The organism is Actinoplanes sp. NPDC021490 (genome assembly GCF_055562135.1).
In genome coordinates this window covers 183148-197261 of sequence record NZ_JBVHFW010000016.1, presented here as the reverse complement: position 1 = coordinate 197261, position 14114 = coordinate 183148, and the positions used below count along the sequence as shown (strand labels likewise).

Annotated in this window: 12 protein-coding genes; 5 read left to right on the top strand and 7 right to left on the bottom strand. The window is 70.2% G+C overall.

Features of this window, described 5'->3' with window-relative positions; translation table 11 throughout:
- The first annotated feature begins 16 nt into the window (after positions 1-16).
- Entirely contained in the window at positions 17-1207 is a 1191-nt protein-coding gene (locus ACZ3I4_RS34685) for a glycoside hydrolase family 3 N-terminal domain-containing protein (RefSeq protein ID WP_465386309.1), read from the top strand.
- A 153-nt stretch (positions 1208-1360) separates the two neighbouring features.
- Here the strand turns inward: ACZ3I4_RS34685 and ileS are convergent, their stop codons facing one another.
- Both ileS and ACZ3I4_RS34675 read right to left on the bottom strand, forming a co-directional pair.
- Positions 1361-4474 (bottom strand): isoleucine--tRNA ligase, encoded by a 3114-nt coding sequence (gene ileS / locus ACZ3I4_RS34680; RefSeq protein WP_465386308.1) that lies wholly within the window; start codon positions 4472-4474, stop codon positions 1361-1363.
- A 228-nt stretch (positions 4475-4702) separates the two neighbouring features.
- Entirely contained in the window at positions 4703-5767 is a 1065-nt protein-coding gene (locus ACZ3I4_RS34675) for a LacI family DNA-binding transcriptional regulator (RefSeq protein WP_465386307.1), read from the bottom strand.
- Positions 5768-5853: 86 nt separating this feature from the next.
- On the opposite strand from ACZ3I4_RS34675, the gene ACZ3I4_RS34670 reads away from it, so the two are divergent.
- Both ACZ3I4_RS34670 and ACZ3I4_RS34665 read left to right on the top strand, forming a co-directional pair.
- On the top strand, positions 5854-7020 hold the full coding sequence (locus ACZ3I4_RS34670) for a Gfo/Idh/MocA family protein (RefSeq protein ID WP_465386306.1): 1167 nt from the start codon (positions 5854-5856) through the stop codon (positions 7018-7020).
- An 11-nt stretch (positions 7021-7031) separates the two neighbouring features.
- Positions 7032-8033, top strand: a complete 1002-nt coding sequence (locus ACZ3I4_RS34665) for a sugar phosphate isomerase/epimerase family protein (protein WP_465386305.1) — start codon at positions 7032-7034, stop codon at positions 8031-8033.
- Between the two features lie 766 nt (positions 8034-8799).
- Here ACZ3I4_RS34665 and ACZ3I4_RS34660 read toward each other — a convergent pair.
- Entirely contained in the window at positions 8800-9264 is a 465-nt protein-coding gene (locus ACZ3I4_RS34660; protein ID WP_465386304.1) for a hypothetical protein, read from the bottom strand.
- A 181-nt stretch (positions 9265-9445) separates the two neighbouring features.
- Here ACZ3I4_RS34660 and ACZ3I4_RS34655 point away from each other — a divergent pair, with 181 nt between their 5' ends.
- The gene (locus tag ACZ3I4_RS34655) at positions 9446-9763 is read left to right on the top strand and encodes an ArsR/SmtB family transcription factor (RefSeq protein WP_465386303.1); all 318 of its coding nucleotides are present in this window, start codon (positions 9446-9448) and stop codon (positions 9761-9763) included.
- Positions 9760-10239: an SRPBCC family protein gene (locus tag ACZ3I4_RS34650; RefSeq protein ID WP_465386302.1), complete on the top strand. Its 480-nt coding sequence runs from the start codon at positions 9760-9762 to the stop codon at positions 10237-10239. The genes ACZ3I4_RS34655 and ACZ3I4_RS34650 overlap by 4 nt, the downstream gene beginning before the upstream one ends.
- A gap of 40 nt (positions 10240-10279) precedes the next feature.
- On the opposite strand, the gene ACZ3I4_RS34645 is transcribed toward ACZ3I4_RS34650, so the two are convergent.
- The 4 genes from ACZ3I4_RS34645 to ACZ3I4_RS34630 all read right to left on the bottom strand — a co-directional run bounded on the left by ACZ3I4_RS34645 (position 10280) and on the right by ACZ3I4_RS34630 (position 14103).
- Positions 10280-11137, bottom strand: coding sequence for a sugar phosphate isomerase/epimerase family protein (locus tag ACZ3I4_RS34645; protein ID WP_465386301.1), 858 nt, complete (start codon positions 11135-11137; stop codon positions 10280-10282).
- Positions 11134-12150 (bottom strand): Gfo/Idh/MocA family oxidoreductase, encoded by a 1017-nt coding sequence (locus ACZ3I4_RS34640; RefSeq protein ID WP_465386300.1) that lies wholly within the window; start codon positions 12148-12150, stop codon positions 11134-11136. Before ACZ3I4_RS34640 ends, ACZ3I4_RS34645 begins: the two co-directional genes overlap by 4 nt.
- A 5-nt stretch (positions 12151-12155) precedes the next feature.
- Positions 12156-12971, bottom strand: coding sequence for an ATP-binding cassette domain-containing protein (locus ACZ3I4_RS34635; protein WP_465386299.1), 816 nt, complete (start codon positions 12969-12971; stop codon positions 12156-12158).
- 70 nt (positions 12972-13041) lie between these two features.
- Positions 13042-14103 (bottom strand): ABC transporter permease, encoded by a 1062-nt coding sequence (locus ACZ3I4_RS34630; RefSeq protein WP_465386298.1) that lies wholly within the window; start codon positions 14101-14103, stop codon positions 13042-13044.
- Positions 14104-14114: the final 11 nt, after the last annotated feature.

Sequence of the window (14114 nt, the reverse complement as noted above, 5' to 3'; positions counted from 1 at the left end):
GCTAGCGTGAGCGCCGATGAAACGAAGCCTGGCCACCGTTCTGCTCGTGGGTCTGCTGAGCGCCTGCACGTCCGAGGGCGCACCCGGGGCCGCGTCACCGCCGCCGTCCCCGGCAGCGTCGTCGCCGTCGCCCTCCCCCTCGCCGGCGTCCCCGTCATCGGCGGCGCCACCGCCGGCCGACTGCGTCACCACGACGCTCGACGGTCTCGGCCTGGCCCAGCGCGTCGGCCAGCTGCTCATGATCGGCGTCGCCGTCAACGCGCCCAGCGGCGCGGGCGACACCCTCCGCCGCTACCACGTCGGCGGCGTCTTCCTGCGCGGCCGCAGCACACACACCGCCGCCGAACTCCGGCGGGACATCGCGGGTCTGCAGAAGAGCGCCGCCCTGCCGATGCTCGTGGCGGTCGACCAGGAGGGCGGCAGCGTCCAGACCCTCAAGGGCCCCGACTTCCCGAGACTGCCCTCCGCGTACCGCCTGGGCAGCGGATCGGCCACGGCCCTGCGCAACACCACCCGCGAAAGCGCCCGACGCCTCGCCGACATCGGCGTGAACCTCAACCTGGCCCCGGTCGCCGACACCGTTCCGGCCAGCCTGGGCGAGGACAACCCGCCGATCGGCGCGTTCCGGCGCCAGTTCGGCTCCGACCCGGCCAAGGTCGCTGCCGCCATCCGCACGGTCGTGGCCGCCTCACAGGACGCGGGCGTTCTCACCACGTTGAAGCACTTCCCCGGTCTGGGCCGGGTGCGGGTCAACACCGACACCTCGCGAGGCGCCACCGACGACACGGCCACGGCGGCCGACCCGTATCTGACCCCGTTCAAGGCCGGCATCGAGTCGGGCTCGGCCGCGGTGATGATCTCGTCCGCCCGCTACCCGCGCCTCGACCCGAACGCGGTCGCCGCCTTCTCCAAGCCGATCATCACCGGCCTGCTGCGCGACACCATCGGCTTCGACGGCCTGGTCGTCTCGGACGACCTGGGCGCGGCCCGGGCGGTCACCGACGTCTCGCCGGCCCAGCGAGCCACCCGTTTCGTGGCCGCCGGCGGCGATCTGGTGTTGACCATCGTCCCCTCGGACGCCGCCCCGATGGCCGGCGCGCTGATCGCCAAGGCCGAATCCGATCAGTCGTTCCGCTCCCGCGTGGACGACGCCGCCCGCCACGTCCTGCAAGCCAAGGAAAAGGCCGGCCTGCTGCGCTGCGGCTGACCGGCCCCGTCGCTGCGCGAGACGCCGCTCGGCCGGTGACGTGGCCCCGCTAAAGGCCAATACAACGCCGGGCACCGGCCGGGCGGCGACAACGATCTCGAGGATCGGTGGGAGCCGCCGCTCCGGCCGGCGAACGACGTCGACTGATCGGGCCTACGCCTTCCGCAGCCCGAAGGTCAGGCCGATCGACTCATCCGTGAACTGCTCGGCGCCGGCCCAGGTGGGCTCGCCCTCCGCGTAGGACGTGGCCAGGACCTCGTCGGCGACCAGCGAGGCGTGCTCGGTCAGGGCCTGGGCGGTCTCGCCGGTGGCCGACCAGCGCAGTTCGATGCGGTCGGAAACCTCCAGGCCGCTCGTCTTGCGGGCCTCCTGGATCTGGCGGACGGCGTCGCGGGCGATGCCGGCCCGGCGCAGCTCGGGGGTGAGCGCCAGGTCGAGCGCCACTGTGGCGCCCGAGTCGGAGGCCACGGCCCAGCCGGCGCGCGGGGTCTCGGTGATGACGACCTCGTCAGGACTCAGCGTGACCTGCTCGCCGTCGACCTCGAGCGACGCCTCTCCCGAGGCACGCAGGGCGTCCTTCAGCTCGGCGGCGTCGGCCGCGGCGATGGCCTGGGCGACCAGCTGCACCTTCTTGCCGAACCGCCGGCCCAGCGTACGGAAATTGGCCTTGGCGGTGGTGTCGACGAAGGAGCCGGCGACCGAGACGACCTCGCCCACGTTGAGCTCGGACGCGATCTCGGCGAGCAGGCCGGCCGGCAGCTTCTCGAAGCCGGAGGCCGAGGCGAGGGCCCGGGACAGCGGCTGGCGCACCTTCATGCCGGACTCGGCGCGCGCCGCCCGGCCCAGCTCGACCAGCCGCCGGACCAGCCCCATCTGCGCCGACAGACCGGAATCGATCAGTGACTCGTCGGGCGACGGGAACGCGGCGAGGTGCACTGAGTCGGCCGCCTGCGGGTCGACCTCGACCACCAGGTCGCGCCACACCCGCTCGGTGACGAACGGGGTCAGCGGCGCCATCAGCAGCGTCACCGTGCGCAGGGCCTCATGCAGCGTGGCCAGCGCCGCCGGGTCGCCGCGCCAGAAACGGCGGCGGCTGCGGCGCACGTACCAGTTGGACAGGTCGTCGACGAACGCGGCGAGCAGCCGGCCCGCCTCCTGGGTGTCGAAGCCCGCGTAGGCCGCGTCGACCTTGCGCACGAGGTCGTTGACCTCGGACAGCACCCAGCGGTCGAGCAGCGGGCGATCTTTCGGCGCGGGATCGGCGGCCGACGGCGTCCAGCCCGAGGACCGGCCGTAGAGAGCCTGGAACGCGACGGTGTTCCAATACGTCAGCAGCGTCTTGCGCACGACCTCCTGCAGCGTGTTGGGCCCGACCCGGCGGGCCGACCAGGGCGAGCCGACGCACGCCATGAACCAGCGGACCGCGTCGGCGCCGTGCGTGTCCATCAGCGGGATCGGCTCGAGGATGTTGCCAAGGTGCTTGGACATCTTGCGGCCGTCCTCGGCGAGGATGTGGCCGAGGCAGACGACGGTCTCGTAGGACGACCGGTCGAACACCAGCGTGTTCACCGCCATCAGCGTGTAGAACCAGCCGCGGGTCTGGTCGATCGCCTCGGAGATGAACTGCGCCGGGAAGCGCTGCTCGAAGAGCTCCTTGTTCTTGTACGGGTATCCGAACTGCGCGAACGGCATCGAGCCGGAGTCGTACCAGGCGTCGATAACCTCGGGCACCCGGGTCGCCGTGGCCGCGCACTGCGGGCAGGCGAAGGTCACCTCGTCGATGTGGGGCCGGTGCGGATCGAGCCCGGACAGGTCGCGGCCGGCCCGCTCGCCCAGCTCGGCGAGCGACCCGATGCAGGTCAGATGGCCCTCCTCGCAACGCCAGATGGGCAGCGGCGTGCCCCAGTAGCGGTTGCGGGACAGCGCCCAGTCGACGTTGTTGTTGAGCCAGTCGCCGTAGCGGCCGTGCTTGACCGTCTCGGGCTGCCAGGTCGTCTTCTCGTTCTCCCGCAACAGCGCATCCCGTACGGCCGTGGTCTTCACGTACCACGACGGCTGGGCGTAGTAGATCAGCGCGGTGTGGCAGCGCCAGCAGTGCGGATACTGGTGCTCGTACGGGTCGAGGCGGAACAGCAGGCCGGTGCGCCGCAGCTCCTCGACCAGCGGCTCGTTCGCCGTCCGGAAGAAAAGGCCGCCGACCATCGGCACGTCTGGGTCGAACGTGCCGTCCCGCAGCACGGGATTGACCATCGGCAGCCCGTACGCCCGGCAACTCGCGAGGTCGTCGGCGCCGAACGCCGGGGACTGGTGCACGAGGCCGGTGCCGCTGTCGGTGGTCACGTAGTCAGCGAGGATCACGATGTGCGCGTCCGGCACGTCGACCAGTTCGAACGGCGGCTTGTAGGTCCACCGCTCGAGCTCCGTGCCGGTGAACGTCTCGCCGGTGGCCGTCCAGCCCTCACCCAGCACCTGGCTCGTGAGCGGCTCGGCGAGCACCAGGCGCTCGGTTCCGTCGGTCATCACCACGTACGGGACGGTGGGGTTGACCGCGACGGCCGTGTTGGAGACCAGGGTCCACGGCGTGGTGGTCCAGACGAGCAGTGACGCCTGACCGGCGAGCGGGCCTGAGGTCAGCGGGAACCGGACATAAACCGCCGGATCGACGTCGGTCTCGTAGCCCTGGGCGAGCTCGTGGTCGGACAGCGTCGTCTGGTCGCGCGGGCACCACGGGGCGACGCGGAAGTCCTCGACCAGCAGGCCCTTGTCGAAGATCTGCTTCAGCGACCACCAGACCGACTCGATGTAATCCGGATCCATCGTCCGGTACGCGTCGGCCATGTCGACCCAGTAGCCCATGCGCTCGGTGAGCTCGGCGAACGCGTCGGTGTGCCGGGTGACGGAGGCGCGGCAACGGTCGTTGAACTCCGCGACCCCGTACGCCTCGATGTCCTGCTTGCCGCTGAACCCGAGCTCCTTTTCGACCGCGAGCTCGACCGGGAGCCCGTGGCAGTCCCACCCGGCCTTGCGGGCGACGTGGTAGCCCTTCATCGTGCGGTAGCGCGGGAAGACGTCCTTGAAGACGCGCGCCTCGATGTGGTGCGCGCCGGGCATGCCGTTGGCGGTGGGCGGGCCCTCGTAGAAGACCCACTCCGGGCGGCCCGCGGACTGCTCGAGGCTGCGCGCGAAGATCTTGTTGTCCTGCCAGAAACGCAGGACGTCGTGGTCGAGAGCGGGCAGGTCCACCTGCGCGGGTATCTGGCGATACAAGGCTTACTCCTCCGTCGGACGTTCTCGCGACAGAGGGACGAGGCTTACCCCGCGGTACCACCCTCTTTGACCGCGGCAGAAATGCCCGCGGCCCACTCGAAGTGGGTTGCAGCCGGTTCTACTCGACCACTCACGCGGTCTTTCCTCCGGCGGCTCCGGGGTGATCTTCGGGCCGCGCACACCCCCGGGCTTCCACCATCCCCGGGTCTCTCCTGGCTGCGTGCGGTCCTACTCGTCCCCATCAGTGCCCTGCGCCGATGATGGTACCGGCCCCGGATCGGGGGCTGCCATGTGGTTTTCCTCAGTTTTCGGCTGTGCTGTGCTTCCCCGGACCACCAGGTGCGGCACCAGCACCATCTCGCTCGCCCTCGTCCGGCCGCCGTCGAGGCGCGAGACGGCGGCCAGCACCGCGTTGCGCGCCTGGCCCGGGGCGTCCTGGTTGACCGAGGTCAGATCGATGTGGGCCAGACGGGCGAGGGTGCTGTCGTCATAGCCCACCACCGAGATCTGGCCGGGAACGTCGATGCCGGCGCGGACGAGCGCGTCCATCAGGCCCACGGCGAGACGGTCGTTGGAGGTGACGACCGCGGTCGGCCGGTCGGGGTCGGCGGCGAGCAGACGACCGGCCCGTACGCCGCCCTCCTCGGTGTGATCGCCGGCCAGCACGGTCGCCTCGAGCCCGGCCCGGCGCATGGCCCGCCGATAGCCGCGCCGCCGGGCCGAAGCCACCGCACCCCGGCCGCCGTCGACGAACGCTATGCGTACGTGTCCGAGAGCGATCAGATGGTCGAGCGCGGCATCGACGCCCACGTCGTCGGCCGTGCGCACCACGTCGACGCCGACGCCGCGGGCCGTGCGCCCGACCACCACGCAGGGCACCTGGCCGGCCAGCCGGACCAGCTCGGGGTCGGACGCGTCGGGGCCGAGCAGGATCAGCGCCTCGCACCGGAAATCGAGCAGGGTCTCGACGGCGCGCGCCTCGTCGCGGGCGCGGGTGAGCGTGGACAGCACCACCTCGTAGCCCGCCAGATCGGCCTCGACCTGGATCTCCTCGACCAGCTCGGCGTGGAACGGGTTGCGCACGTCGAGCAGCACGCCGAGCAGGTGACGCCGGCGGCGGGCGAGCAGGCTGGCCGTGCGATCGGCGCGATAGCCCAGCTCGGCCGCGGCGGCCAGCACCCGCTCGCGGGTCTCGGCGCTCGGCCCCGGGGCGCCCCGCAGCACGAGCGAGACCGAGGCGGGCGAGACGCCGACGCGCGCGGCCACGTCGGACAGCCGCGGTCGCTGATCCACTTTATTACTCCTTGCACACGGGTTGACACCCAGCGAGATCAACATCGATATTACATGGGTCCTTAAAGCGCTTTAAAGAGGTGGTCATGACACTCGGAGTCGCCGTCATCGGCGCGGGCATGGTCGGCCGTGCTCACGCCAACGCGTACCGCCAGGCCGCCACCGTTTTCGCCCTCGATCAGCCCGCGCCCCGGCTGGTCGCGATCGCCGACCTGCACGAGCCGTTCGCCACCGACGCCGCCGCCCGCTACGGCTACGAACGCGCCGAGACCGACTGGCGCGCCGTCATCGACGCGCCCGACGTCGACGCGGTCAGCGTGGCCGTGGCCAACAACCTGCATCGCGAGATCGTCGTGGCCGCGCTGGCCGCCGGCAAGCACGTGCTCTGCGAGAAGCCGCTGGCCCCGAGCGTCGCCGACGGCGAGGCCATGGTGGCCGCGGCCGCCGCCGCTCCGGGCCAGGTCGGCGCGGTCGGGTTCACGTTCCGCCGCTCCCCCGCGCTCAACGCCCTCAAGGAGCAGGTCGAGACCGCCCTCGGCCCGGTCCGCCACTTCGTCGGCAACTACTGGTGCGACTACGGTTTCGACCCGCGGCGACCGATGAGCTGGCGCTACGAGGGCGGTCCCGGTTCGGGCGTGCTGGCCGACATCGGCAGCCACCTGACCGACCTGGCCGAGTTCTTCTGCGGCCCCACCGCCGGGGTTCACGGCACGACGCTGGCCACCCTGATCAAGGAGAGGCCCAAACCGCTGGGCATTGCGGTCGGCCACGCCGGCGGGGTGCAGGTCAGCGACGAACTCGTGCCCGTCGAGAACGAAGACGTCTGCACCTTCACCACCGGCTACGCGAGCGGCGCGGTCGGCACGTTCTCGCTGTCACGGGTCGCGTTCGGCCACGCCAACACGCTCCGGGTCGACCTGTTCTGCGAAAACGGCACGGCCTCGTTCGACATGACCCGTCCGGCCGAGTTCGGCATCATCGACGGCGGCCCCGAGGTCCCGGTCAACGGCGCGCGCACGGTCCACATCGGGCCCTGGCATCCGTATGTTGCGCGCGGCATGCCCATGGACTTTCCCACCGTCGGCCACGGGCAGAACGACTTCTTCGTCTACCAGGCCCGCGCGTTCCTCGACCAGATCGCCGACGTCAAGGGCCTGCCGCCGTGCCCCGATCTCGCCCACGGTCTCCACAACCTGCGAGTCCTCGACGCAGTCGTGTCGGCCGCCTCGCCCGCCCGCCCCGTCCATCCCTGAGGAGATCCGCCATGCGCCTCGGTGCGTACACCGCCTGCCTGCACGACCGCCCCCTCGACGAAACCCTCAAGATCCTCGCTGAGATGGGACTGACCAGCGCCGAGATCAACACTGGCGGCTTCATCGCCGCCCCGCACATCCCGATCGACGACCTGCTCGCCAGCGCCGGCGCCCGCGAAGACTATCTGGGTCGCTACGCCCAGGCCGGCATCGCGCTGACCGGGCTCAACTGCAACGGCAACCCGCTCAACCCCGACCCTCTGGTCGGCCCCCGACACGCCGAAGACCTGCGCCGCAGCATCGAGCTGGCCGCGCTGCTCGGGGTCAAGCGCGTGGTCACGATGTCGGGCCTGCCCGGCGGTCATCCCGGCGCCACTGTGGCCAACTGGGTGGTCAACCCGTGGGACAGCCAGTGGCTCGACGTGCTCGATTATCAGTGGCAAGAGGTCGCCGTTCCGTTCTGGCGTGACATCCAGGCCCGGGCGGCCGACGCCGACGTCAAGGTGTGCATCGAGATGCACCCGCACAACATCGTCTTCAACCCGCCCACGCTCCTGCGCCTGATCGAGCAGACGAACGCCACGCACGTCGGCGCCGAGATGGACCCGAGCCACCTGTTCTGGCAGGGCATGGATCCGGTGGCCGCGATCGAATATCTGGGCGACCGCGTCTTCCACGCCGCGGCCAAGGACACCCGCATCAACGAGGCCAACGCGCGCCGCTTCGGGGTCCTCGACGACCGCTTCTCCCGTACGCCGTCCGACCAGAACCCGCTCAGCCTGGGCGGCCGCAACACCCTCAACCAGTGGCCGTCCGAGCCGGCGTGGCAGTTCGTCGCCGTCGGCCGCGGCCACGGCGACGAATTCTGGGTGCCGTTCTTGCAGGCCCTGCACCGCATCGACCCCGACATGGCCGTCAACATCGAACACGAGGACACCGAACTCGACCAAATCGAAGGCCTGCGCCAGGCCGCCGAAAACCTGCTCGCCGCGGCCAGAAAGGCAGGCGTCTGACCGCCGCTCCGCTCAGCCCGCGGCCGCACGGGCCGCGACCGCGCGAGACGCCCGCACGGGACGCGACCACCCGTGAGACGCAACCGCGCGGGACGCAACCGCGCGGGACGCAACCGCGCGGGACGCAACCGCGCGGGACGCAACCGCGCGGGAGAAGCGGCCGCGCGGGAGAAGCCGCCGCGCGGGAGACGTGGCTGCGCGGGAGACGTGGCTGCGCGGGAGACGTGGCTGCGCGGGATGCCGCCGCACGGGAGATGCCACGGCGCGGGAGATGCCACAGCGCGGGAGATGCCACCGCGCGGCAGACGCGGCCGCGCGAGATGCCGCCGCGCGGGAGATGCCGCCGCGCGGGAGATGCCGCCGCGCGGGAGATGCCGCCGCGCGGGAGATGCCGCCGCGCGGGAGATGCCGCCGCGCTGGAGATGCCGCCGCGCTGGAGATGCCGCCGCGCGGGAGATGCCGCCGCGCGGGAGATGCCGCCGCGCGGGAGATGCCGCCGCGCGGGGGACGCGGCTGCGCGGGATGCCGCTGCCCGGGGGACGCGGCTGCGCCAGATGCGGCCGCAGGCGGGACGCGGCCCCAGCCGGGACGCGGCAGCGCGCGGAACATCGGGCGATTGCGCCAGGGCCGGATCGGAGGGTGCCACGGCGCGCGATCGACGGGCGACGAGGGACGGCGGGGGTTACATGGACGTTGGAGTCGGTCCTGGCGAGGCTCGACTGCCCGCACAAGCAAGGTTCGGCTGGGGCGGGCGGGCGGTCCGTTGTCAGAGGGCGGCCCGGGCGGCGTCGAGGAAGGCCAGGTGGGGCTCGGCTATGAGGTCGGCGACGGTGCGGCCTTCGGGGACGCCCTCCCACACCGCGCCGTTGAGCACCAGGAAGTAGGCGCGGGCGGCGTCGTGGACCGCGGTGGGGAACAGGACGCGGATCATGCGTTCCTCGACCCAGAAGCGGTTCATCACGGTCTGGGTCGGGGCGTGCCAGTCGTCGCCCTCGGTCCAGGTTTCGGGGCGGGTGAAGGCGCATCGTTCCGCGTCGGCGGCTACGGTGATGAAGCGCTCGACGAGTGTCAGGCGTTCGGTGCGTCGGGCCTCGATCTGCAGGCGTTCCTGTTTGGACTCCTCGATTCGCGCCGCGGTCTGCTGGGTGTTGCGCTGCACCAGAAATGACAAGCCGCCACCCAGCGCGACTCCGCCCAGCGACGTCAGCGCCGTCCATGCTTCTCCCGCCATGCACGGCATGCTGCCGGACACGGCGACCCCTGTCGATCCCGCCGCTCGTCGGCCCGGCGGCGAAGCACGGTCAGTCGCGAACCGGCAGGCCCGGCGCTGCGGAGCGGGCGGGAGCACGCAATCAGGTAGGTGTGCGCGTTCGGGGTTGACGGGCTGGTCGGTAAGTCGTAGCTTACCGTTCGTGGCCACTTACCAAGAAGCTGATGGGTGGGAGATTCTGGGGGATCCGAGCCGGCGCGCGATTGTGGAATGCCTGGCGGTGCGGCCACGTGCCGTTGGTGAGCTGGCGGAGGAGCTTCCGATCAGCCGGCCGGCGGTGTCGCAGCATCTGCGTGTGCTCAAGGATGCGGGGCTCGTCGAGGACGAGGCTGCGGGCACCCGCCGTGTCTATCGGCTCAATCCCGCGGGGGTTTCCGCGCTTCGCGACCAGCTTGACATGTTCTGGAAGCGGACCCTGCAGGGCTTCGAAGAGATCGTCGAGGACGAGGGGAAGTCATGACCGAGGCAACCGACCAGATAGTGCTGCGGCAGGTCGTCGTGAAGGCGCCGCTCGCGCGGGCGTTCGAGGTGTTCACGTCGCGGTTTGCGGATATCAAGCCGCGGGATCACAACCTGATGAGTTCGCCGATTGCCGAGACGGTGTTCGAGCGGCACGTCGGCGGGCGCATCTATGACCGTGCGGAGGACGGCAGCGTGTGCGCGTGGGCGCGGGTGCTGGTCTACGAGCCGCCGGATCGGGTGGTCTTCAGCTGGGACATCGGGGTTCAGTGGAGCCTCGAGAGCGACCTCGGGAACACCAGCGAGGTCGAGGTTCGCTTCATCGCCGAGACCCCGGACCGGACGCGCGTGGAGCTCGAGCACCGCCATCTCGACCGGCACGGGCCGGGCTGGGAGTCGCTGCGTGACGGCATTGCCGACGAGAACGGGTGGCCGCTGTACCTGCAGCGCTTCGCCGACGTGGTCGAGGCGGGCTGAACAGGGACGGGGGCCGCCACTAGGGCGGCCCCCGTTCGGTTTACGCGTGCTTCTGCATGTACTGGTTGATCTGGCTCAGGTTGTAGCGGGCACTGTCCTCGGCCCTTTCTTCCCACGCGAACACGCAGACCGTGGCGATGCCGTCGAAGCCGGCCTCGTTGAGCGACGCGAAGAACAGATCCCAGTCGACCTCGCCCTGCCCCATGTCCAGGTGCTGGTGGATGCGGGCCGCCGAGCCGGGCGGGTTGACGATGTAGCGCAGCCCGGAGGAGGCCCGGAAGTCGAACGAGTCCGCTATATGCACTTGAGTCAGCAGCGGACCGGCGTACCGGATGATCTCGGCCATGTTGCCGCCCTGGTGGAACGTGTGGGGGCAGCAGTAGAGGAAGCTGACCAGCTCCGAGTTGATGCCCCGGATCAGGTTGACCGCGCCCAGGCCGTCCTCGAGAAAGTCGTCGGGGTGGGGTTCCAGGACGAGCCGCACACCCTCGCGCTCGAAGACGGGCAGCAACTCCTCCATCGAGCGCCAGAACTGGGCCTCCGACTCCGCGGCCCGTTCGGGGCGGCCGTTGAACTCGGAGTTCATCACGTCCACACCGAGGTCGACGGTGATCTCGATGGCTCGCTTCCAGTAGCGGACGGCCGCCTGCCGTTCGTCCTCGTCCGGCCCGGACCACTTGTAGAGCGGCAGCACCGAAGCCACCGACACCTCGGCGTCGGCCAGGGCAGCCCGGAACGCGGCCACGCCCGATTTGTCGACCCGGGGGTGGAGGAAGAACGGCAGGAAGTCGTCGCGCGGGGACAGCTCGATGTGGTGATAGCCGAGGTCGGCCACCACGCGCGGCAGTTCGAGCAGCGGCACGCGCCGCAGCATGTAGGGATCAAGCGCAATCTTCATGCGGTGACCTCCGTGGCGTACAGCTTGGGGCGTTCGGTCAGGACGACCGGGACCCGTTCGCCTGTGCGCAGGGCCGCCACCCCGGCATCGGAGACCACGGCGGCCGCGTAACCGTCCCAGGCGCTCGGGCCGATGGGGCGGCCGACGGTGTGCAGGCTGTCGATCCACTCCTGGAACTCCACGTCGTACGCGGTCAGGAAGCGTTCCCGCCAGTCGGCCGGCACCGGATCGGCCGCCTCCCCGGCCGCGCGCACGTGCACGGGGCTGAGCGAACCCAGGGCCGCGGTGCCGTTCTCCCCCACGATCTCGCCGCGGATGTCGTAGCCGTACCGGATGTTCACCGAGATCTCGACGTCGACCAGCACGCCGGACGACAGTTCGAGCAGAAGCATCAGCGGGTCCTGCAGGGCGCCGCCGTTGGCGCTCCGGCGTGGGGTAAGCACCCGCGTGGCCGTGATCTCGTCGTCGAACATCCAGCGGACCATGTCGATCTCGTGGACGGCCGTGTCGGTGATCGCCATTTCCTTCTCGTAGAAGCCGGGCACGCTAGCGTTGCGGTGCGCGCAGTGCATCATCAGCGGTGTGCCGATCCGGCCGGTTCCGAGCACCGCCTTGAGCGCCCGGTACGACGCGTCGTAGCGCCGCATGTAGCCCACCTGCACGAGCCTGCTGCCGTGCGCGGCCTCCGCCTCGAGGATCCGCAGGCACGCCTCCTGGGTCGTCGCCAGCGGCTTCTCGCAGAAGACGGGCTTACCCGCGGCGATCGCGGCCAGCACGTACTGCTCGTGGGTCGGCCCCCACGAGCAGACGACCACGGCGTCGACCTCCGGCGAGGCGATCAGGTCCTCACCGGTTTCGAAGACGGCGGCGCCGACCCGGGCGCCGGTCGAGGCGGCCACCTCCGCGTTGACGTCGGTCACGGCCGTGACCCGCACGCCGGCCAGAACCGAGGTCATCCGCCGGATGTGGTCCTGCCCGATCATGCCGGTGCCGATCACGCCGACCCTGAGCATGCGTCTCACCGCTTCAGCTCGTGCGACAGCTCGGCCAGCTCGTCCCCGCCCGCCATCTGCTGGGTCAGCTCGTCCAGCCCGACCTCCTTGCGGGTCTTGTCGAGCGCCATCCGGCCCAGCTTCAGGATCACGAAGTGGTCGCCGACCATGTAGGCGTGGTGCGGGTTGTGCGTGATGAAGACGACGCCCAGCCCCGCCTCACGGGCCGCGGCCACGTATTTGAGCACCACCCCGGACTGCTTCACGCCGAGGGCCGCGGTCGGCTCGTCGAGGATCAGCACGCGCGCGCCGAAGTAGACCGCGCGGGCGATCGCCACACACTGCCGCTGGCCGCCGGAGAGCGTACCGATGGACTGGTTGATGTCCTTGACGACGATGCCCATCTTGCGCAGTTCCTGATCGGCGATCTCCCGCATCTGCCTGATCTTGAGCCCGGCCAGCGGGTACTTGCCCGCGGTGAGCTCGGAGCCGAGGAAGAAGTTGCGCCAGACCTCCATCAGCGACACCACCGCCAGGTCCTGATAGACGGTGGCGATGCCGTGGGCGAGCGCCTCGCGCGGCGACGAGAAGGAGACCTCCTTGCCGTCGACGCGCAGGCTGCCCTCGTTGTGCGGGTGCAGGCCGGACATGATTTTGATGAGCGTGGACTTGCCCGCGCCGTTGTCGCCGAGCACGCAGGTGACCTCGCCGGCGCCGACGCTCAGATTGATGCCGCGAAGAGCCCGGATGGCCCCGTACGACTTCCCGACGTCGATCATCTCGATGAGTGGTTCGCCCTTGTGCAGCGTCTGGTCGGCGTGCGAGGCGAGAGTGTCGGTCATGGCTGATCCTCCTGGGCATGCCCTCCTGGCCCTACGGACGCTTCGCTCACTCCGGTGCAGTCGCTCATGCCTAACCCACCTTTCTGGCCGTGGCCATGCGTTTCACATAGAGGTTGACCAGCACGGCGAGCAGCAGCATGACGCCGAGGAAGGCCTTGAACCAGTTGGGGTCCCAGCCCGCGTAGATGATGCCGAGGCTGGTCATGCCGAAGATGAAGGCGCCGATCGCGACGCCGATCGCGTTGCCGAAGCCGCCGGTGAGCAGCGTGCCGCCCACCACCGCGGCGATGATGTAGAGGAACTCGTTGCCGACGCCGCCGCCGGCCTGCAGCGTGTTGAACCGGAAGAGCTGGTGCATGCCGACGAACCAGCCCAGGAACGACACCGCCATGAAGAGCCCGATCTTCGTACGGATCACCGGCACACCGACCGCACGGGCGCTGTCCGGATTGCCGCCCACCGCGAAGATCCAGTTGCCGATGCGGGCGCGTTGCAGGATCCAGGCGGCCAGAAGCACGAAGAAGATCCACCACAGGACCGAGGTCCAGACCGTCACCGACCCGATCTTGAAGCTCGACGAGAAGACCTTGCCGAGCGAGTCGAAGCCGTCGATGTTGCTGATGTCCGGGGTGGACACGGTCTCGGTGACCAGCTTGGTGACGCCGAGGTTCGCGCCCTGCAGGACGAAGAACGTGCCCAGCGTGATCAGGAAGCTGGGGATGCCCGTCCGCATCACCAGATAGCCGTTCAGGAAACCGATCAGCAGGCAGAAGACCAGTGAAAGGGCAGCGCCGATCCACAGGTTCACGCCGTAGTACCAGCAGAACATCGAGGTGAACAGGCCGGCCGTGTAGACGATGACCCCGGCCGACAGGTCGAACTCGCCACCGATCATCAGCAGACCGACGCCGACCGCGACGATGCCGATCACCGAGGACTGGTAGAGCACCGTGAAGAACGATTCGGCCGACCGGAAGGACGGCGCGAGGGCCAGGAAGAAGATGAAGATGATGATCGCCGCGACCAGGGCGCCGATCTCGGGACGCGAGAGCAGCCGCTGGGCCAGCCCCATGCGTACGCGGTTGGAGGATTCGGAGGGCGCCGGCGCGGGCGCCTCGAGTGTCTGGCTCATGACGTCACCCG